The sequence below is a fragment of the Domibacillus robiginosus genome, assembly GCF_000966195.1.
Lineage (GTDB): Bacteria > Bacillota > Bacilli > Bacillales > Domibacillaceae > Domibacillus > Domibacillus robiginosus.
Window position 1 is genome coordinate 1 of the sequence record NZ_LAHL01000040.1, and the last position, 21030, is coordinate 21030.

Genomic DNA, 21030 nt, shown 5'->3' on the forward strand with positions numbered 1-21030 from the left:
GTTTCACTTGACAGTTACACTGCCGGGTTCAACGAATCAAGCAGCGCTTGTTGCTCCTCTTTTTGCTTATAAGCCGCATAAGCCGTCTGCCCCTGCACCTTTACTTTTTGATTATAGTGCCAGTGGCCCATGGCTAAAACGGAAATGGCCAGCACAATCACCAGCGTAAACAAAATATGTTTCGGCATAGCTTTCTCCTTTACTAGTAATGGATGTCACTACCATTATAAAACCTGCCTGCCGGGATCGTAAGCAAATTCGTTCGACAATTTCCGTTTAAACTGGCTTTCTTTAAATCACCAAGCACATAAATTTGCGGCTGCCGCTTTGGTTATTCGTGCAGCCCAATACTTGTTTGTACCGTTTTCTCTCCATTTGTGCAACAATGCCAGTATTTTTTATTTGTATAAAAAAGCTGTATCAAAAGAGGCTCATGTATAACGACCTTTTGATACAGCTCTTAACTATTTATTCTTTTAAAGAAGCACGGGGAACGAAGCCAATGATGTTTGACTCTGTTTGAACAAGCGCCCAGCTTCCAAGGTTGTAAGCTATTTTTACTTTTTCATTTTGCCCAAGAACACCTGACTGCCCATATGTTTCAGACGGTTCCATTCTTATAGGAAGAGCTTGCCCAATTACCGCTCTAAAGTGAAACTTCGTAAAATATAAGTCCGATTGCTTATTCAACTGATTTTCTGCACATGTATCAAAACCCTGCCGCTAAAAGAAGTAAGCCTTCTGGCAAACTCTTAACCGGCACAATACGCTCACGGCTAATCCCCAAATACGCATCCGATTGCCCGCTAAATAAAAGCTCCTTCACCACTTGCTCCATCCTATCACTCTATAACATTCCAACGATTCACCGTAGTAAAGAAAAGAGGCCTGTTGAAAGTCACTTGACTGTCATGAAACAGCCAGGCAACCTTCCATTCACTTTTTCATCATACGACACAACCAAGTCTTCAAACTGCTGTAGTCTGTATTCGATTGATGTCTGTGATTTAAATCCGATTGCTTCCATTGCTGATTAAACAAAAGCCATTTTCAGTACTTTATCTCTGTGACGCTCCTTTAACCTTCCTCATGCCCGGCCTGTTTGAGTATATACAATGAAACCATCAAGACAGCAATTGGGTGCGCTTTTTGAAGTACAGATTGCTTTTCAATCCATGTTGATAACCGGCGAATCGGCTCTTCTTTGCCATATGCATAACCTAGACGAATCTGATAGGGCTTGATTTGCTTGTGGATATCATTTTTCTGCTTCACTCTGAAAATCGTGTTAAACAGCGCGATAAGAGCCAGCGAATACGTAACCATATTTAGAAAAATATCTTTCGACTTGCCATTCACAAGAGAAGAAACATCTCCGACCAGCACCAGATAGAGAAAAGCAAAGAAAGAGGTCAGAATCGTGTTATACTCAGTCACCCATGACACTCCTGTCTTCACGTAATGGATGAGTCGGCTTTTCCAGTCTTGATAAAACCAGATAGACAGCTGCTCAATTTGCTGGTTCTCAAACTTTTCAGTAGCGGACTGCGCCTTTGTCACAATTTCATGGAACGTCTCATTTGTTTTGTTGCTGGCCAAAATATTAAAATGCATACGGCGCACTTGTTCAGGAATAGAAGTTGAATTCCGTATTCCTAAAATCGAGATGCCGTAATATTCCCAGTTGCGTGCTAAACGGTCAATATTAAGTTCTGCATCGGTCTCGCGATCCAGTTCTTTGCTGAAATCATTTCGTTTGTTTGAGTCAGCTTGAAGTGTCGGATAATCCTCAAAAACCGATTCTTTATAAAAAGATACATGATCATCCGCAAACTCACTCTAGCCATTCACAGAACAATAATACGTACCAGAGTCAATGGACTGTGCATGGCGCATAGCAAGAAGCAAGCCTCCGCCTTCATCCACAATATTTCCTGACACAGCCACTGTGTGCGTATTAGGTGACTGACGCAAATAAGCATTCACAAGCTCGACCATCTCCAGCGGCTTTATCTGAGACGGGTCTCCATCAAATAACACCTTTTGTGCATCATCTTCAATCCGAAAGAAATCCATTAATAAATGATAGTGCGAATGTAAAAGCGGGTGCGCGCATACCGTCCCGTGATCAAAGGCATCCAGCGTTGCATAAATTGTCCGTTCCGCATGGAGAACCATCGTTTCTACATCTTGATTAGAGAAACTCTCCCTCACTGAAATTCGATACACTCGCGGCATTACACCAGAATAATAAACACTGCCGTAACACAGTTGAACATCATGCGTGGACGGATTAAAATCACGAAATGAATGGACAACAGCTGCTTCATGCTTCAACAATAACTGAAGAGACTTCTGTTCATCATCCCATATCCACGAGAATCCCTTTCTGTCTAACAGTTGGAGAAGCCGATCTGTAAAGCCTCCTAAAAACGAAACCGTTCGCTTATCTTGATCCAGCTTATACGTGACTCCCTGAACCAAAAGCTCTGAACACTCCGCCTTAAGCTGCTGAAACAGAATCAGCGCTTTTTCCGTTGCCTGAAAAACAAAACCAAACCGGGATGCCATTCGCAGCAAAGTCATGGCAAATACGCTCTCCAAGTACGGCTTATAGGTTCGATGCAACGAAAACAAAGCACGCTGCTCATAAAGAAAAGCGTTCAGTTTTTCCTCATTGCAGAAATGTCCCTGTTTAATCGCTGCAATGATCTTTTCGGCATCAAAAGAAGGATGGAGCCCATAGTACAAAGCCCCTTCTCCAATAGTATAGTGCTCGTCCTGAAATGGCTGCGCATATTCTTCTTCTATAGCATAATGGCAAATGACAGAGCACTTTTTTTCAGGGGCTACTGTCATAAAACGAATAAAATTAACGCCTTTTGCCTTATTCACTTTCTTGGCTAAAATTCCATTCAATGTGGTGTAATGATCATGACTCATCATCAAAAACACCTCCCCTTAACAAAACTTGTCTGACTTTCATATGTAAAAATACACAATACATCTTTTTCAGTTTCTGTTACCCCTGTGTCAGGATAGATGTCGTATCAAACGTTAGTGTTATACTTTAGGAAATTCTATTATATCCCGACGTTCTTTCCTCTCTTCAAAAGGTGCTGTTTCCTTTGGCCCGGAATTAGATTCATCATTTAAAAGATCCCTTGTAAAAAGTCTGCCGTGCCTGTCATTGCGTCTGTAATTGTAATAAGGCTGCCGTTCGCATCCTTATAGATTTGTTCTTCTGCGATGGGGATTGCCGAGGTTTCGACGACCGTGTACTGTCTGGCATAAGCCAACTGGATCTCCTGTGAAATTGAAACGCTATCGTCCTGACCTTGAACGAAAAGCGACAGAATATGGTTATTACCCTGGCCATCAAGATATCCATTTGGCAGCTCGATCGTGACAGCGCTTTGAGAATTTTCAAATCCCGCTAACCCTCCCAGCCCTAAATGGATGGATACCTCAGCATCTGGAAGTTCCCGGCCATTTAAAACATAATTCGTTTCTCCAGAACCGAGCCTGTTCCATTAGTTTTCATCGGCTCGCTGAATAACATTCGTATCTTTATTATCTGCTGTTTCAACCATAATTCCTTTTGATACATCTGCCTGGCCGGCCGCTCTTACAATAAAAGCTTTTCTTCAGCCGTCTCCTCTTTTTCTTTAATTGTAAACTTCATCTTGATTGGCTGCTTTTAGCTTAGCTTATTGCTTACAACAATGCCGTTCCCTCCAAATTTCTGTATCTTTTGATATAGACGTGCTCTATTCATATAAAGCATAAAACTGAAAATAGTTGTTGCTGCTCTCCTCCTCATTTCCCTCACACACCTATTTTAGCACTGCTTCAATCGCCGCAATTTCTTCCGCGCTAAAACGCGAATACGCAATTTGCAGGGCCATTTGCTGCTGCTCTGCCGTTAATCCATTTGCAGAAGCCTTGTTATACAATGCGATTTCCTGTTGCGAGAAGCGGCTAAAAACAAATTGCATCGCTTCTTCTCGAGATGCAAAATGGAGATTGCCAGTTCCAGCATCACCACCCGCTGAATCTGCTTCCGCTTCTGGTGCTGATGTTTCTTCCAAAGCTGCCCCCGCTTTTTCCGCTTCCTTCAACAGCTCGTTGGCTTCAGCCGGGATTTCTGTAACCTGAGGAGCTTTCTCCTCCACTGGTTTTTCGGCTGATACTTCAGACGTTTCACCAGATGTTTCATCAGACGTTGTTTCTTTACTCTCAGCTTCTTTATCGGCCACATGCTCTTTCACAGAGTCAATTTGTTCAGTGACTGGCTTTTTTTCTTCAACAGCCTGCTCGGTTTGCTCCTGTTTTTCTTTGCCCGGCGACCAAATAGCTGCTATAGCTACCAAGACTGCAACAAATGCGATTACACTGATCCACTTTTTCATTTTTATCCTCCTTAAAGATCAATCCATTTATATAGACGAAGCCCATAAGCTGGCAGCTTGGTCCATTCCTTCACGGTAAAAAGAATATTTTCCTTGTCCTGATACCACGCCTGATCATTCCTCAATGACGATACATAAGTCAGCTTGATCCCGCTGTCCTTATAAACATGATCGAAGGTAAACTTTACCCTCCTCATATGATAATCAGATGAAACGACGATGGCTGAATCAAATTCTTGCTCAGTCATGATTTCTTTTGTATAAAGAGCATTTGTATATGTACTGGTAGCCTCTTTTTCCAGGAGAATATCCTCCTCTGGCACTCCAAGCGCCACGGCTTCCTCTGGTGTCGTTCCTGGTTCGGCCGCATTAGACAGAATCACCTTGTTGCTATAGCCTTTATGATATAAATCTGCCGCTTTGCCTAGTCGTCCCGTATCACCACTAAGTGTGATAATGACCTCCGCTTCTAGTGGTTTTTCATCAACGACAAGAAACATTCGTGCCAGCGGAAGAACAAGCAGAAACCCTATCACTGTGTACACAACATACTTGATTATCTTTCTCATGAGATACTGCCTTTCTTTCGATCATTCATCGGGCTTGTCCCGTTAAACGGCCATTTCCTGGCCAATGGCTTTACAGAACTCTTATAAACAAACCAAACTTCCTTTTTTTAAAATAAAAACAGAGCCTCTTTGCGGAAGCTCTGTCTTACTTTTATTCTATTTTACCATTAATATCCTATTAGGAAAGTGTCCTTTTTATAAAAAAACACCAAAAAGTTTTAACCATCCGAAAAAGGAAATCCAAAGTGGAATGCTGAGCCCAATACCCCATCGCAAGCCGTTAAATAAGTCAGGTTCATTGTAATAGCGATTCATAGGATACAACCCCTTTCAAAATGAAAGCGTTTTCTTTATTATACCCTATTTAATGCGTAATATACATTTTAATTTTTTTTAAATAAACTTGCGAAAAAGCTGCAGCCATCCGAAGAAAGAAAGCCATAAAGGGATACTCAGTAAAACACCCCATCGCAGCCCTTTCAAAACTGATCCTTCTTTCCATTGATGCTTCATTTTCCTCACCTCTCTGGATATGCTTTCACTAGTATACCCAGAAAAAATGAAATTTAAATGAAGATCAGCTCTTTTCATATAACTCCAGTGGAAGACCATCTGGATCACTGAAAAAAGTAAAGCGCAGTCCAGTTCCTTCGTCTATTCGAACCGGCTCTACCGTGACTCCCTGCTCTTCCAATTCACAAACTAATTCCTCAATATCATCCACCTCAAACGCTAAATGGCGCAACCCTTGTGCTTCCGGATAGCTTGGGCGTTTTGGTGCACCCGGAAAAGAAAACAATTCAATTTGATCAGCGGCCCCTACGCGCAAATCTAGCTTGTAGGAGTCCCTTTCTGTCCGGTACGTTTCCGCCAAAATCTCCAGACCCAAAATCTCTGTATAAAACTTCTTTGAGCGTTCATAATTTGAACAAATAATCGCTGTATGATGAATCTTATTAATACTCATAGGACCATCCTTTACCCATGAAAAGAAGTATCATGATTATTGTAATTTTCTTGGACTTCTATCCACAAAAAAGAAAGCAAATGCACCTCCGAGCAAGGAACCAAAAGTATTCAGCAGTACGTCATCAATATCCGTCCATCGGTTTGGCACAAACAACTGAATCAATTCAATTACCACAGAAAAAATAGCGCCAGATGCACCCACTTTGATTAACCGCCCTCTGGTAAAGATCAAGCCAAGTGCCAGACCATAAGGTAAAAACAAAACGATGTTTCCGACTATATTTAAATAAGAACCGTTTGATAGCTCTGAATAAATAGAATAAAATAGTTTGGTATTTATACCACCTGGCCAAGTACCAATCTTTAAAAGTAAATGACTATGCATTGTAAAGTACAGGATTAGGAAAATCGATCCGAAAAATAATACTTTTTTGATGAAAACCTCTCCTTACTCATACCCGTTTACTGAGAAGCTAAGGTATCAGATTTTCTTTGATGCCACCTCCAAGCACTCTCAATAATCGCTTCAAGTCCGATTTCTGCCTTCCACCCAAGTTCACGCTCGATTTTCTCAGACAACGCAACAAGACGCGCTGGATCTCCTAAACGTCGTTCTGCTAATTCTACTTTCGCTCTTCGTCCAGTGACACGTTCACAAGTTTCAATCACTTCTTTTACGGAATATCCTTTTCCATTGCCCAAATTGTAAGTAGCTGCTTTTAATTGTCCGCTTAACAATCCTTGCATTGCTACAATATGGGCTTTCGCAAGATCCGTCACATGAATATAATCGCGAATACATGTGCCATCTTGTGTCTCATAATCCGTGCCAAATACTGATATTTGTTCCCGCTGTCCCAGTAAATGCTCTAGTACAATTGGAATTAAATGTGTTTCCGGATCATGATCTTCTCCAATTTCTGCTGTTTCATATGCACCTGCTGCATTGAAGTAACGAAGTGTCACATATTTCAAGCCATAACTTAATGCGAAATCCGCCAAAATATGTTCAATCATCAGTTTTGAGCGGCCATAGGGATTAATAGGATTAGTTGCAGTCTCTTCAGTAATCATATCAACTGATGGTATACCGTATGTGGCGGCAGTTGACGAAAAAATAAACTTGTTTACATTATATTTTCTCATAACTCGAAGCAGCGTTAATGTGGCGCCGACATTGTTATCATAATACTTTTGTGGAGCCTGCATAGATTCACCAACTAAGCTGAAGGCTGCAAAATGCATGACTGCTTCAATGGAATATTTTTCAAACACTTTTACCAAATCTTTTTCTGATCCAAGATCTCCCTGAACAAATATGGCTTTCTTATCAATCGCCCAGCGATGACCTGTAGATAAATTGTCTAAAACCACTACTTCTTTTGTTTTGATTAATTCTTTTACTAAATGGCTGCCGATATAACCAGCTCCACCAACGACTAAAATCATAAATTTTTCTCCCTCTAAAATGAAGATATTTTAAACTTGAATTCATTTTTATTTCAATAAATAAAACTAAGCTCTAATTTTAAATTATACCGTAGACCTTAACTTTAAACACTCTACGTACCAAGATATAGCCTAGTATATTAACCAATACCATGGAGATCATAGTAGCAAATGCCGCACCATTCACCCCGTACTTTGGTATTAATAAATAATTCAAACAAATATTCACAGAAAAAGCGATTAAGTTTGAATAAATGTGCCATTTCGGCCTTCCAGTCATCGCAAGCATTAACCATACACTTCCTACAGCCACATTTATAAATTGTCCGAACGATCTTAGAATAAGAGCCAGGTATCCCTCTACAAACTCTTCTCCAAACATTAATAAAATGTACTTTCCGAAGATAATAACTATTAGGAGAGCTATTAGCGCTAAGAGGCCTAGTAATCTGGTTGATTTTTTATATAATCGACGCAGCTCCTCATGTTTACCTTCGTGGTAAAATTTAGAAATTTGAGGAGCGAATACTGTATCAAAAATCACTAATATCATAAGAATAACATTAGCAATCTGCACATCAATTTGATAGATACCAACACTCTCCATATCTTTCATAGAGCCTAACATAATAATATCTATTTTATCCATCGCAACACCCATTACAGCTGCCAATACAAGGGAGTAGGAATAATTAAGAAACTTTTGGTCGTATACTACCTTTTTAAACATGTGTTTATTTTGATAAAAATAAATCAAATTAGCAAAAATAAAAGAAACATATATGGCTAATGCGATACTCGTGAAAGTTTTTCCAAATAAAAAATAAAAAACAATTATTAAAATGACGCGCAGCAATATTGCTAAGAACCCATTAATCAAATAATACTGTTTAACCCGGTCTGTTGATCGGTAAATCCCAAAAAAGACCTGTTCCATGGAAACAAGCCATATTAACGGCAACATCATTTTAACAAAATAGTCTTCAATAAAAAATCCAGCACCTATTGTTAATAGCAATGCTATAATCGCATTCACTAAAAAGCTAAGACTAATGTATTTTGTACCTTGCTTTGGAATGTAATAAATTAAGCTGTTATCAAATCCAGCTTTCGCAAAAATCATTAATAAAGTAACAATGGAAAAAGCATATGTATATTGCCCAAAAGTTTCTGCGCCGTATAGTCTTGTTGCTACCAATGAGAAAACCATCGTAAACAACGCGAAGGAAGCTTTTCCAAAAAAGGATTCTATAATTTTTTGGAAAAACTTATTTTTTAAAGGGCTTTTTAACGCAGCTCTATCGATCAACTGTTTTAAATTCCTCTCTATAAATCAATTTAAAATTCCTAACTGCTTAAAGGTACTAATCCTTTAAGCTAGTTTAAAGGATTAGTACCTTTTTGAAGATAAAACTTAAAAAGCTCCAAATCTGCTGGCTCGTCAATATCCAGATCATATTCTTTATCCATAACATAAGCTAAAGAATTATCATTAAAGCTGATATTTTTATTAAAATTTTCGTTAAGTTTATTAATATACAAAGAGCCATTAACCTTATACACTTTCGAAAAATCCTGCCTTCTTACAGTGCTGTTGAGTTGCAATAAATTATTTAGCTTTCCATCCTGACTAATAGTTCTCATCAGGATAGGGTGCTCCCGAACTTCAGAAACACTTACTAAACTTTCTTCTTCTTCATCTACTATTTTTTGGATGGCCTCGTCTATATGCCATTCTTCTCTTAACGGTTGTGTGGGCTGTAACAGCACAAGGTAATCATACTGCTCTCCCTGTTTTTTTAATTCTTCCAAGCCATGAATAATAGCATCTATTGTCTTAGCCTGATCCCCAGCCAAATCTTTAGGTCTTAAAAATGGAACTTCAGCTCCGCATTTTTTAGATATTTCCGCTATTTTGAGATCATCGGTGGATACTACTATTTTATCAAGATACTTTGATCGTTGGGCTGCTTTAATAGTGTAATCAATAAGGGGCGTGCCCTCTATATGTGTTATGTTTTTTTGAGGAATCCCTTTACTCCCGCCTCTAGCTGGGATAATGGCCAAAAATTTTTTTTCTTTATACATTCGATTTCACCTTAATATTCGACATCAATAAACCTTTTTTGTATCTTCAAGTCCCACAGCTTTTCTTGATTTAACATTTCAATAAACTTCTCATCACTTTTACCATTTCCAAAAGCTTGGTCAAGCGTTTTAACTTTTTTTGTATCTTCTACTCTACTGATGGCTCCCAAGATTTTATCCTTGTCTTCATTAACGTGAATAATGTTTCGCAATTTGTTTATATCATATCTTCCTTCTTGTCTATTTCCTATATCAATAGAAGGGATATTGTACACGCCTGTTTCTCTAACGCCTGCACTGGAATTTCCAATCATAAACTCACAGTTTTTCAATAATGTTAAGAAATATTCAAACCGCATAGACGGGAATATTTTAAAATTTACATTATGCTGAAAACGATTATATTCATTTAAAATGATTGAACTGCCTTCATCATTATTAGGATAGATCACCACATAATTTTTATTAGAGTGCAAGACAGAATCTACTAGGTGCTTAACGTTATTTTGTAATTTGCTAACTTCCGTTGTGACAGGATGGTACATTAAAATAGCGTAATCTTCGAAGTCAATTTCATATCTTTCCTTGACTTGCTCTATTGTTGGAAGATTATCTGATACCATTATATCTATATCAGGTGATCCTATGATAAAGATACTCTCCTCTTTTTCACCTAATTGCACAACTCTTTTTTTAGCTTCTTCATTGCTTACTAAATGTATATGTGAGAACTTGGTAATGGCATGCCTAATTGATTCGTCTATAGTTCCCGATACTTCGCCGCCTTCAATATGAGCAACCTTGATATTATTAAATGCCCCCACTATTGCTCCCGCTAATGCCTCAAGCCTGTCGCCGTGGATGATAATCATATCTGGTTTCAACTCATGCACATAATTACTTAATCCTAAAATTGTGTTACTTAAAGCTGTATCCATATAGGAATTACTTTTCTGGTTAATAAAGTGGTATATATTTTTAAACCCATCTTTATCAATTTCCTTCCAGGTAGATCCATACTTAGAGAGCATATGCATGCCCGTAACGAATATATGAAGCTCAAATCGCTCACTAACCTCAACTTGTTTCATTAATGATTTAATCTTGCCATAGTCTGCCCGTGTGCCAGTCAAAAATAATACCTTTTTCATCTGCACTCTCTCCACTAGTTAATCTTCTATGTGATTCCACTCAAGGTGTTCATCGTTTGAAATATCACGATTTACCTTTTTCCCCAGCAATGAATTAAAGTGTTCCGCTTTAATTTCTCCGGTTCCTGGTCTTTTCACCCAAATATTTTCTTTTGTTAAAATATCTCCGGCTTTAATATCCTGAGTTGTTACTACTGTAGCGAAAGCAAAGTCAATTGTTACTTTTTCTTCTTGTGCTGCTTCTTTTTTACCGCCTCTCATCTCGGCAATTTCAGCACTTCCTTCAATTAACTCCTTCAGTTCTTTTGGATCCATAGAACATACAATGTCTGGACCTTTTCTATCTTTAGAATCAGTAAAATGGCGTTCAAGCACTGAAGCCCCTAATGCCGCAGCTGCCAAACAAGCGTTGTTATTAACAGTGTGGTCGGATAGTCCAATGACAGCATTAGGAAATTCTTTTTGAAGTTCCTGCATTCCACCGAGTCTAACTAATGAAGCTGGTGTTGGATACAGATTTGTGCAATGGAGCAAAGAGTAAGGTACATTGTATTTCTCTAGAACATCGACTGTTTTCCGAATACTTTCAATATCATTCATCCCCGTTGAAACAATCATAGGTTTACCAAACGAGGCAATATGTTCAAGCAATGGATAGTTGTTGCATTCGCCAGAACCAATTTTGTAAGCTAGAACTCCCATTCTCTCAAGTCTTTCTGCTGCTGCTCTTGAAAATGGAGTACTTAGATAAATCATACCTTTTGATTCTACATATTCCTTTAATGCAATTTCATCAGCCTCATTTAATGCGCACCGTTCCATCACATCATATATTGATACATCCGTATTACCAGGAATTACGCTTTTAGCTTCCTTACTCATCTCATCTTCTACAACATGTGTTTGGTGCTTAATAATTTCTGCACCAGCACTGTGCGCTGCATCTACCATTTCCTTAGCGACTTCTAAGCTCCCCTCATGATTAATCCCTATCTCTGCAATTACCAATGGCGGGTATTCTTCTCCTACTTTTCTTTTGCCAATTTCAATAAATGGTTTGTTCATATATAAAATCCTTTCTTTAGTTCATTTTATTTGTTATTTTCCTATTGTTTTTCGTGAAAATTACACCTTGCTATCAATCAAACTTTTATTAAAAGAAAAAATATAATATAAATCTGCTATTTAAAAAATTAAACTGTATATTCATATCTATATTTTCTTTTCATTAAAAGAATTAGCTGGCTGCTTCTTTTGAGTAGCAATAGTTACTTCTATAAGCGCAAATAATATCCATAAGTATATAAAATACATTTCTGGAACTGAGATCATGAACATTATTAGCCAACAAATAAAAGCAGCTTGCAAACTTTTAGCTATATCTTTATTGCTTCCACGTTTTACTTTATTAATTTTCCGAATCGAAGTGAAAACATATAAAATAAAAATTAGCATTCCAATGATCCCTAAATTACACAAAATAGTAGTAAATGCATCATATGAACGTGTAGTTCCGAATCCAAGCCCCAGTATCGGTGAATATGTAAATGCATCAAGGTGATGTATTACTTTTTCTATTCTGTCAGCTCCAGAAAAGTTACTAAAAGTTAATGTTTCAACTGCTCTTCCCACAGTCTTTTCTTTAATAAAAGGAATATTCAGCAACCAATAACCTGAAAAAGCTATCCCAAGTATAGAAAAGTAAAATTTAGCTGATGCAAACATATTTAGTTTTTTTGTATTAACGTAATCATTAGAAGCATAAAATAAAAGAATTAAGAAACCTAACAAAAATGTAGTTGATGTGCTAAAAAGTCCAACTAATATTATAAATAAGAAAAATTTATTTTTATTTTTTCTTAAAAGCGTATTAGAAGAATTATGGAAACACATTAAAGCTGCACATATTATTATACAATACGCAAACATTGAAGGCTCGTGGGCTACTGATGATATTCTATAATTTGTATATATCACTACCCCTGAAAAGTTTCTAAAGATTTCTGTGTATGGTAGGTTCAAAAACTTTGCTATCATTTCATAAATACCAATAAAACAGATTACAATTGAGGCCGCTACTAAAACCGTTATAGTTTGATTTATTAATTTAAATGGATCTCTCGATGACATAATGTATTCGACAGTTACAAAGTAGATAATATAACCAAATAGAAGATACGCTAGTTGGGTAACATTACCTGTCGAGAAAGCTATCGGATCAAAGCCTTCTCCTGAAAAGTAGTGTCTCACCGTCACATGATTAGGTATATAGTCATCTATAATCGGTAATAACACAACACTTATTGTACTCCATAACACAAATAATGTGAGCCAAATACTTTTTTTATGTATTGCCCTTTTCTTAACAATATTTATCATCATTCTTAAAGCAAACGTCATACCTATTAAATGCACTGGAATAATAGATAAAGAAAGTCCACCTTTTTCTATATTAAAAGCTGCTGTAGCAGTAAAAAGACTAAAAAAAACCATAATAAAAAAGTGATTTTTTAGTTTTATAAACGGTGTTAGCAAGATAACCACAAGTGTTACAATGCCAAAAACTTCAATACTCAATATTTTCACCTACATACTCGATTTAAAAATACAAATTTAGAAAATACTAACTTTTATTTTCGTGAGAAATAGTCTTCTTTTAAATTTAATTGCTTTTTAGCTTTAACCTGATAAACAGCACTAGTACATATTCCTATAGCTTTATCAAATTCAAAACTAAAAAATGAAAGTAGTTCGCTTGGAAAGAATTTGTCCAAAATTATTACATTTTTAAAATTATATATAGTTTTTTCTCGAGGATGTGGCTTTAAAAATATAGTCGCACCTGAATAGGAATCAATGATTTCTTGGTAATACTTTATCTTGTTATTTTCATTCTCAAACCCGTCTTCCGAAAGAGGTTGAGTTAATATAATAATCTTCTGAGCTCCCTTATTATTTTCCAACATTAATTGGTATTCAATCTGTTTCCTAACTTTTTCTTCTAGAAATATATTAAAAACCATTTTTCTATCAATTTCACTTAGTTGTTGAACCATGTCATTCAACTCTAACATGTTAACTTTTCTTTTAATACCAGCCAAATAATTTTCAGGAAGTTGAACTAATATATGTTTTACTTTACTGTCTTTATAAAACTTTGGATTCATACCATATAGTTTTTTTAGTAATAAACTCTTCTTACTAGGTGGTGGAACCAAATAAGCGCTTGCTCCCTCTTCTACTAATATTACACTGTTTGCTATGCGAAAAAAGGGAGCGTTCGTTCTATATAAATGGTATTGATTCCAACCAAACAAATAGAAATTGCCATTCTTCTTATTTACTTTATTTTCTTTAAAGATTTTTTTATTTATAAATAAATCTTTAACTCGCTCAATCATTAAATTATCTAATAAACGAGACCGGTCTCTAATATATACGCTTTTCACTTGTTCTAATGACGATAGCTTTTTACTTATAGACTGAAATGACTTTTTCATCTCTGAATCGTGGGAAGTCAAAATAAATATACTTTGCTTATCACTTTCTTTTTCACAGCATATTAATAAACTTACATATACATGATAAAGGGTAGAACATACAAATATATTCATTTCTTTTACTATTCACCTGTTCTTTCCACTTATTTTTCTAGAAACAAAATTCACTACCTTTTTAACTTGATTAACTTTCTCAACATTAAATACATTTAGTTCCTTGTATTTCAATTGATTTTCTTCTAACCAAACATTAAATAACCTTTCTCCAATAAAGCCAAAAATTCTCTTCTGATAGGCATCATATCCGGATATATCCACTTTCTTTTCTAGTTCAAACAGGATATCAAAAAGCCATTCACAATATTTATCGAAATCTTCTTTTTTCATGATAAACATATTATACAAATGAAGCTTTCTCCTCTTCATGACTCTTTCAAAAGAATTTATATAAGAAGGATGCTTTTCTGAAATAATTCTTTTTGTTTCCTCTAGATCTTTTATATGATGAGCATTTTTATAATGTGACCAAACTGTTTCTATATAATAGTTTCTTTTCTTAGGAAGAATAATATTGTAGTGCTTTAATAAGTCTCTAGCATTTTTCTCTGACAAAATATTATCGAGCTTTTCTCCTTGTTTTGTATGATTAATATTCGCTGTCAAACCTCCTTCATTTGAAAAATACCTTCTATAGTGACTTAGCCCAATATATTTACTATTTATGTTTTTCCATGCCCAATATAATCCTGTAAGCTCGCAGTAAGTAGAGTTTTTAAGAGAAATATTATCGTTGGTATTATCTCCTTGATATCCTAAATCTTTTTTTCCCTCTCTACCCACATGCAAAGGGAAATACATATCTTCATCAGGCATTTGATACTCTTTATGTGTAGCTACAAGAATTTTTATATCTTCTTTCATTTCCCAAATTCCTTTTCTACTTGTGTTAAGGCTGCTGCTATGACTTGATGCATATCATAGTATTTATAAGTAGCTAACCTTCCGCCAAAAATCACATTCTCTTCTTTGTCCGCTAATTCTTTATACTTTTTATAGAGCACGGTATTCTTATCATTGTTAATCGGATAGTAAGGTTCGTCGCCTTTTTTCCACTCGGTCGGGTATTCTTTTGTGATGACTGTTTTTTCCTGTGTACCAAACTCAAAATGCTTATGCTCAATAACCCGAGTATAAGGCGTTTCTCGATCCGTATAATTTACCACTGCATTTCCCTGGTAATTTTCTGTATTTAATGTTTCGTTTTCAAAAATCAAGCTTCTGTATTCTAAAACACCAAATTCATAATTATAAAACTCATCAATCATTCCTGTAAATACAGTCTTTTTAGCCATTCCTTCCAACTGTTCTCTGTCAGCAAAGAAATCCACGCCCAACTTAACATCACAGTTCTCGAGCATTTTCTCGATAATGGTAGTATAACCGCCTGTTGGGATTCCTTGATATTTATCATTAAAATAGTTATTATCATATGTAAACCGTACAGGCAGCCTTTTAATAATAAAGGACGGCAGTTCTGTGGCTGGTCTGCCCCATTGTTTTTCAGTATATCCTTTAATTAATTTTTCATAAATATCCGTTCCTACTAAAGAGATGGCCTGCTCTTCAAGGTTTTTAGGCTCTGTTATACCAGATTCTTTCTTTTGCTCTTCTATTTTTTGCTTTGCTTCTTCAGGTGTGATGACTCCCCATAGCTTATTGAAAGTGTTCATATTGAATGGAAGGTTATATATCTCACCATTGTAGTTTGCCACTGGTGTATTGGTGTACCGATTAAATTCAGTGAAGCTATTCACATACTCCCAAATGTCTTTATTGTTTGTATGAAAAATATGTGCCCCGTATTTGTGAACATTTATTCCTTCTACATCTTCAGTATAAACATTCCCGCCAATATGGTCCCTTTTATCGATAACTAAGCATTTCTTTCCTCTCTTTGTTGCTTCATAAGCAAAAACGGAACCGAATAAACCGGCTCCTACTACAAGATAATCGTACAATTCCTTTTTCCTCCTTCTATTAATACGCACCTTTTTTTAGTAAAACCATCCAGATTGTCTTTAAAATAATTTTTATGTCTAAAAGTAGTGATTGATTGTATACATAGTAGAGTTCCAGATCCACTCTTTCTGGATAACCAACGTCACTTCTGCCGCTGACTTGCCAATATCCAGTAAGTCCCGGCTTTACGGACAGAAACTCATTTGTTTTGCTTCCATACTCTTGCAATTCTTCTGTTACTACCGGTCTTGGGCCTACAAGACTCATTTCTCCTTTAATTACATTAATTAACTGAGGAATCTCATCTAAACTAGTTTTACGCAGAAATCTTCCTAATCTAGTAATACGCGGATCTTCATGTGGCTCTAATTTATAATTGTTTTCAATGTACTTTTGATACAATTGCGGATCCGCCTTTAATTTTTCTTCTGCATTAACGGCCATAGAACGAAATTTATATATCTGGAATACTTCACCATTCTTGCCTATTCTGCTTTGATTAAAGAACACCGGCCCCTTAGAATCACCATATAAATAAAAAATATTCATAACTAAAAATAAAGGAGCCATTAATAATAACCCAGCAAACGCTCCTATGATATCTATGAAGCGTTTCCCTAGGGCATACGCCTTGGATGCATCCTCAAGGCTTAATGGCGCACTTCCAGAAGCACTTACATATACAGGATCTTTCTCTAATTTGGATTTAGACACTAATTCCCCTCTTTTCGTTGTGTTTATCAGCTCTATTTCAACCATTACTTCTTTTTAATTCATTTGACTAAATAAAAGTGAGTTACACCATAGAAGAAGTTTACGTTCTTTCGCTTAAATCCGTTTGATTAAATATTAGATGGCTCTTTTGTTTTTTCTACTAGCCTAAGCAAATAGTGCATCAATTCTTCATTGATCTCTTTATCCTGTAAAGCAAACTCTAATGTTGTTTTTACAAAACCTAGCTTTTCTCCAACATCGTAACGATTTCCTTCAAACTCATAGGCGAATACACGCTGAATTTCATTTAATGCTTGGATCGCGTCTGTCAACTGAATCTCCCCACCGGCCCCGGTTTGCTGCTTGTCGAGGAACATAAAAATTTCTGGACGCAGAATATAGCGTCCCATAATGGCAAGATTTGACGGTTGTGTACCTGGTGCTGGTTTTTCAACAAAATTATTTACCTGATAACGGCGTTCCTGATTTGACGCTGGATCTACGATGCCATAGCGATAGGCTTCATGTTCGGGTACTTGCTGAACCCCAATGATAGATGATTGCGTTTGTTCGTACTGGTTGATAAGCTGGCGTAAGCATGGTGTATCGCTTTGGACGATGTCATCGCCAAGCAAAACGGCAAATGGTTCGTCTCCGATAAAATTACGTGCGCACCAGACCGCATGCCCAAGCCCCTTTGGTTCTTTTTGACGGATATAATGGATGTCTGCCAAGTTAGAAGAATGACGCACTTTTTGGAGTAGATCATCCTTTCCTTTTTCCGCCAAGTTACGCTCTAATTCCGGTGAACCGTCGAAATGGTCTTCGATGGCACGCTTTCCTTTCCCGGTTACAATAATGATGTCTTCGATGCCTGATGCGATCGCTTCTTCGACTATGTATTGGATCGTTGGCTTATCCACGATTGGCAGCATTTCTTTCGGCAATGCTTTTGTTGCAGGGAGAAATCGTGTCCCGAGCCCCGCTGCTGGTATAATAGCTTTTCTTACTTTCTTCATAAATGTATTCCTCCCCCTCTAAATTTTAAATAGCGAATGGAAACACACAATAAATGTATGTGCTTTCATTCGCTATTTATCATTCTGTTTCCTTATTTTCAATTAAAATCAGGCATTGAACCCGTCCTCACACCACGCGCTTGACGACAGGCGTCTAAGCGTTCCGTTTCCCGGAACACCACCGCGCGGCCGAGTGCCTCCATTTGATAAAGGTGTGGGAGACATGACCTGATAAAGCAACCGGAACAAACATACATTCCTATTACTCGTAAGTATTAAAAAAGTCCAAGGAATTTCTTTTTGCGTGTAACATGATGTGGTGGTTCCTTCTCTATATGCTGGCCGGACAGGGCCGCCTGCGCATTTTCTTGAAAATAAGCAGCGTAGTCCGGGTCGATTGAATGATAGGCTTCCGCCAGCCCAAAGCGGCGTGTCGTTGTGTTATGGGCATCCGTGGCAATAAAGTGGGTAAGGTTTGCTTCAATCAATTGCAGAGACAAGGCTTTTGCTTTTTTGCCGAATAAGCCGTTCACAGAAGCAGCGGTCACCTGCGACAGCGCTCCATTTTGAATGAGCTTGAACAGGCGATCCGGATTTTCAGCAATCGCAGCATTCCGCTCCGGATGCACGATGATCGGGGTGATGCCTTTTAACTGCATGTCAAAAAGCAGCTGCTCCGCAAATGCGGGGATTGAGCTGGATGGAAATTCAACGAGCATATGGGAAGAGTCATTGACCGTCAATAGCTTGTCCTCTTGATAGTCATCGAGCAGTTCTCCATACAGGCGAACTTCCTGCCCTGTATAAATATCAACGTTGATTCCTTCCTGCTCCAGCTGTACATTTAAAAGACGAACATTCTGCTCAATCGCTGTTTTTTCATTTTTGTACGTTCCATTCATGTGATGCGGGGTAGCCACAATTGCAGTAATGCCTTCTTGCTCGGCAGCTCTCGCCATTTGAATACTTTGGACCATATCTTTCGCACCATCATCCAACCCAGGAAGGATGTGACAATGAATATCAATCATGGGCTACTCCCCCTTTCAATTTTTTTCTAAACGTAGTATAGCATAAATAAAAATAAATTGTTTGAGAAATTTTCCCGCTTTTACACTTTTTTAACAATATTATTCTGATCCGTAATAATAGTAATATGACGATTCCGCTAACTTCTGGTTATTCAATACAGCACCAAGCAATTTTGCTTTGGCAGCTTCAAGCAGTTCTTTTGCTTTTTGCGCCGCTTCTATTTCCGTTTTGCCGCTGTTAATGACGAGCACAGTACCATCGCACTGATTCGCAAGTACCTGCGCATCGGTCACAGCGAGTACGGGCGGCGTGTCAAAAAGCACATAGTCATAACTATTCTCCGCTTGGGCAATAAATTCCTTCATCGAAATTGAACCAAGCAATTCAGCCGGGTTCGGCGGGATCGGCCCTGATGGAAGAGCCGACAGGTTTTCAATATCGGTTGAAACAACGGCTTGTCCAAGTGAAGCCTGCTTTGTCAGTATGTTCGTCAAGCCCATGCTGTTTTGTAGTCCAAATGTATAATGCATCGTTGGCTTGCGCAAGTCGGCATCAACAAGTAGTACTTTTTTCCCTTGATTAGCAAAAACAACAGCCAGGTTTGATATAGTCGTTGACTTCCCTTCTCCCGGGCTTGTTGACGTAACAAGAATGGAGCGAAGTGTTTCATCAACGGATGAAAACAAAATATTGGTCCGGATTGTTCGGTATTGCTCTGAAATCGGAGACTTCGCATCTGTATGGGTAATGAGCTTCCGCTTGGCGGAGCCGGGTGCTGTTTTTTCTTTATTTCGCTTAAGAGCCAATGCTTTCACCTCGTACGGCTTTTGGAGCCGATGTTTTTTTTGCCGGACGTCCGGCTGCAGCGGAAATCGTCGTTACACCGCCAAGAACAGGGATACCAAGTGTTTTCTCAATGTCCTGCTCGGATTTAATCGTGTTATCCAGGTACTCAAGAAGGAAGGCAAGTCCAACACCTGCCATCAAGCCCGCAACGATGGCAATGGCAATGTTTAAAAGCGGCTGTGGTTTGACTGGTGATGGATTTTCACCTATTTCAGCTGCTGCAAGAATACTGACGTTATCGACATTCATAATCTTTACAATGTCTTCCTGGAAAACACTGGCTGTTTCATTTGCAATATCAGCTGCAAGACCCGGATTTTCATCCTGTACAGTAATATTGACGACCTGTGAATCTTGTTCACTGGCAACGGTAATTTTAGAGGAGAGTTCTTCTGTTGTTAAGTCCAAATCTAAGTTTTGGGCAACTTTTTCTAAAATGGCCGGCGACTTCATAATGACGTTATATGTACTAATCAACTGAAGGTTCGTTTGTACTTCAGATGGGTTATACAATTGTTGTTCGGTTTTTGCCTGGTTCACAAGCACCTGCGTCGATGACTGATAGATAGGAGTAAGAACAAAGTAACTAATAATTCCACTGATAAGTGCAGCTGCGACCGTGATCAACACAATCAATTTCAGCCTCTTTTTCAATGTCTGGGCTAACTCTTTCAGGCTGATTGTTTCTTCCATGTGTTTCCTCCTGTTAATAAATAGTGTCTTGCACATTATAGCACAGCGATTTGTCAAATTTAATATCATTTTTGTAAATTTAGAGGCAATAATTCCAAATTAAACAGGTTTTGTCCAACGAAGGTAATCATTCATCTGAAGACAAGCTTCTTTTCTAGTAAAACGGCGCCGGTGAGAAAGTCTTATAATGTTTTATTAAATTATTTATCTGTGGGCATTCTGCTTCCTGTACACGGTGCTGCGCATCTACTTGTAAAGCAAGTTTGAACTCACTCGTCTTCTGCTTGCCCATCAAGTACGTTTTCATATAAGTGTACAATAGCGCGGCCTTAGACGTTCGCTCTAAGTCTACTCCCTCAAACAAAACGAATTCATCGCTGAAAAAATAAAACTCAATTCCAAACCAGTTCCTTTATTACTATAATCGCTGTTGATCTGTCTGCAAGCGCATTTTTTGTCGAATTTATTATTTTTTGAAGAACAGTCTACATTTTTATAAAGAAATAATTAGTTTTAAAAGAACTTTGGACTGACGAGTATTTTCTCTAGATAGTGGCAGATATGAAACA

General features: G+C 37.6%; 23 protein-coding genes. All 23 read right to left on the bottom strand.

What is annotated here, in order from left to right:
- Positions 1 to 14 precede the first annotated feature (14 nt).
- The 23 genes from VP97_RS23980 to VP97_RS17210 all read right to left on the bottom strand — a co-directional run bounded on the left by VP97_RS23980 (position 15) and on the right by VP97_RS17210 (position 20461).
- Complete coding sequence (locus tag VP97_RS23980) at positions 15 to 188, bottom strand: hypothetical protein (protein ID WP_156153539.1); 174 nt, start codon at positions 186 to 188, stop codon at positions 15 to 17.
- 280 nt (positions 189 to 468) lie between these two features.
- Positions 469 to 690, bottom strand: coding sequence for an SH3 domain-containing protein (locus VP97_RS17115; protein WP_050183297.1), 222 nt, complete (start codon positions 688 to 690; stop codon positions 469 to 471).
- A 387-nt stretch (positions 691 to 1077) separates the two neighbouring features.
- Entirely contained in the window at positions 1078 to 1614 is a 537-nt protein-coding gene (locus VP97_RS17120; protein ID WP_050183298.1) for a hypothetical protein, read from the bottom strand.
- Positions 1615 to 1839: 225 nt separating this feature from the next.
- Positions 1840 to 2946 (bottom strand): hypothetical protein, encoded by a 1107-nt coding sequence (locus VP97_RS17125; protein ID WP_050183299.1) that lies wholly within the window; start codon positions 2944 to 2946, stop codon positions 1840 to 1842.
- Between the two features lie 206 nt (positions 2947 to 3152).
- Entirely contained in the window at positions 3153 to 3299 is a 147-nt protein-coding gene (locus VP97_RS23985) for a hypothetical protein (protein WP_156153540.1), read from the bottom strand.
- A 537-nt stretch (positions 3300 to 3836) separates the two neighbouring features.
- Positions 3837 to 4412 carry a hypothetical protein gene (locus VP97_RS17130; RefSeq protein ID WP_050183300.1) on the bottom strand — a complete coding sequence of 192 codons (576 nt, stop codon included), beginning with the start codon at positions 4410 to 4412 and terminating at the stop codon, positions 3837 to 3839.
- Positions 4413 to 4423: 11 nt separating this feature from the next.
- Entirely contained in the window at positions 4424 to 4981 is a 558-nt protein-coding gene (locus tag VP97_RS17135) for a YdcF family protein (RefSeq protein WP_050183301.1), read from the bottom strand.
- Between the two features lie 577 nt (positions 4982 to 5558).
- Entirely contained in the window at positions 5559 to 5948 is a 390-nt protein-coding gene (gloA2, locus tag VP97_RS17140) for an SMU1112c/YaeR family gloxylase I-like metalloprotein (RefSeq protein WP_050183302.1), read from the bottom strand.
- 36 nt (positions 5949 to 5984) lie between these two features.
- On the bottom strand, positions 5985 to 6335 hold the full coding sequence (locus tag VP97_RS23400) for a VanZ family protein (RefSeq protein WP_082220411.1): 351 nt from the start codon (positions 6333 to 6335) through the stop codon (positions 5985 to 5987).
- Positions 6336 to 6412: 77 nt separating this feature from the next.
- Positions 6413 to 7399: a UDP-glucose 4-epimerase GalE gene (gene galE / locus VP97_RS17145; RefSeq protein ID WP_050183303.1), complete on the bottom strand. Its 987-nt coding sequence runs from the start codon at positions 7397 to 7399 to the stop codon at positions 6413 to 6415.
- Between the two features lie 79 nt (positions 7400 to 7478).
- On the bottom strand, positions 7479 to 8708 hold the full coding sequence (locus tag VP97_RS17150) for a flippase (RefSeq protein ID WP_050183304.1): 1230 nt from the start codon (positions 8706 to 8708) through the stop codon (positions 7479 to 7481).
- A gap of 68 nt (positions 8709 to 8776) precedes the next feature.
- Positions 8777 to 9487 carry an acylneuraminate cytidylyltransferase family protein gene (locus tag VP97_RS17155; protein ID WP_050183305.1) on the bottom strand — a complete coding sequence of 237 codons (711 nt, stop codon included), beginning with the start codon at positions 9485 to 9487 and terminating at the stop codon, positions 8777 to 8779.
- 11 nt (positions 9488 to 9498) lie between these two features.
- On the bottom strand, positions 9499 to 10638 hold the full coding sequence (gene neuC / locus VP97_RS17160) for a UDP-N-acetylglucosamine 2-epimerase (protein WP_050183306.1): 1140 nt from the start codon (positions 10636 to 10638) through the stop codon (positions 9499 to 9501).
- 18 nt (positions 10639 to 10656) lie between these two features.
- Complete coding sequence (gene neuB, locus VP97_RS17165) at positions 10657 to 11703, bottom strand: N-acetylneuraminate synthase (protein ID WP_050183307.1); 1047 nt, start codon at positions 11701 to 11703, stop codon at positions 10657 to 10659.
- A 147-nt stretch (positions 11704 to 11850) separates the two neighbouring features.
- Entirely contained in the window at positions 11851 to 13215 is a 1365-nt protein-coding gene (locus tag VP97_RS17170; RefSeq protein WP_050183308.1) for a hypothetical protein, read from the bottom strand.
- 53 nt (positions 13216 to 13268) lie between these two features.
- Entirely contained in the window at positions 13269 to 14252 is a 984-nt protein-coding gene (locus tag VP97_RS17175) for a polysialyltransferase family glycosyltransferase (RefSeq protein ID WP_050183309.1), read from the bottom strand.
- 12 nt (positions 14253 to 14264) lie between these two features.
- Entirely contained in the window at positions 14265 to 15059 is a 795-nt protein-coding gene (locus tag VP97_RS17180) for a DUF4422 domain-containing protein (protein ID WP_050183310.1), read from the bottom strand.
- Positions 15056 to 16156: a UDP-galactopyranose mutase gene (glf, locus tag VP97_RS17185; protein WP_050183311.1), complete on the bottom strand. Its 1101-nt coding sequence runs from the start codon at positions 16154 to 16156 to the stop codon at positions 15056 to 15058. The genes VP97_RS17180 and glf overlap by 4 nt, the downstream gene beginning before the upstream one ends.
- Positions 16157 to 16175: 19 nt before the next feature.
- On the bottom strand, positions 16176 to 16871 hold the full coding sequence (locus VP97_RS17190; RefSeq protein WP_050183312.1) for a sugar transferase: 696 nt from the start codon (positions 16869 to 16871) through the stop codon (positions 16176 to 16178).
- Positions 16872 to 16999: 128 nt separating this feature from the next.
- A complete protein-coding gene (gene galU / locus VP97_RS17195) occupies positions 17000 to 17890 on the bottom strand; it encodes a UTP--glucose-1-phosphate uridylyltransferase GalU (RefSeq protein WP_050183313.1) in 891 nt (296 codons plus the stop codon).
- A gap of 275 nt (positions 17891 to 18165) precedes the next feature.
- Positions 18166 to 18921 (bottom strand): tyrosine-protein phosphatase, encoded by a 756-nt coding sequence (locus VP97_RS17200; protein ID WP_050183314.1) that lies wholly within the window; start codon positions 18919 to 18921, stop codon positions 18166 to 18168.
- Positions 18922 to 19020: 99 nt separating this feature from the next.
- A complete protein-coding gene (locus VP97_RS17205) occupies positions 19021 to 19728 on the bottom strand; it encodes a CpsD/CapB family tyrosine-protein kinase (protein WP_050183315.1) in 708 nt (235 codons plus the stop codon).
- Positions 19718 to 20461, bottom strand: coding sequence for a YveK family protein (locus tag VP97_RS17210; protein ID WP_050183316.1), 744 nt, complete (start codon positions 20459 to 20461; stop codon positions 19718 to 19720). Before VP97_RS17210 ends, VP97_RS17205 begins: the two co-directional genes overlap by 11 nt.
- Positions 20462 to 21030 lie beyond the last annotated feature (569 nt).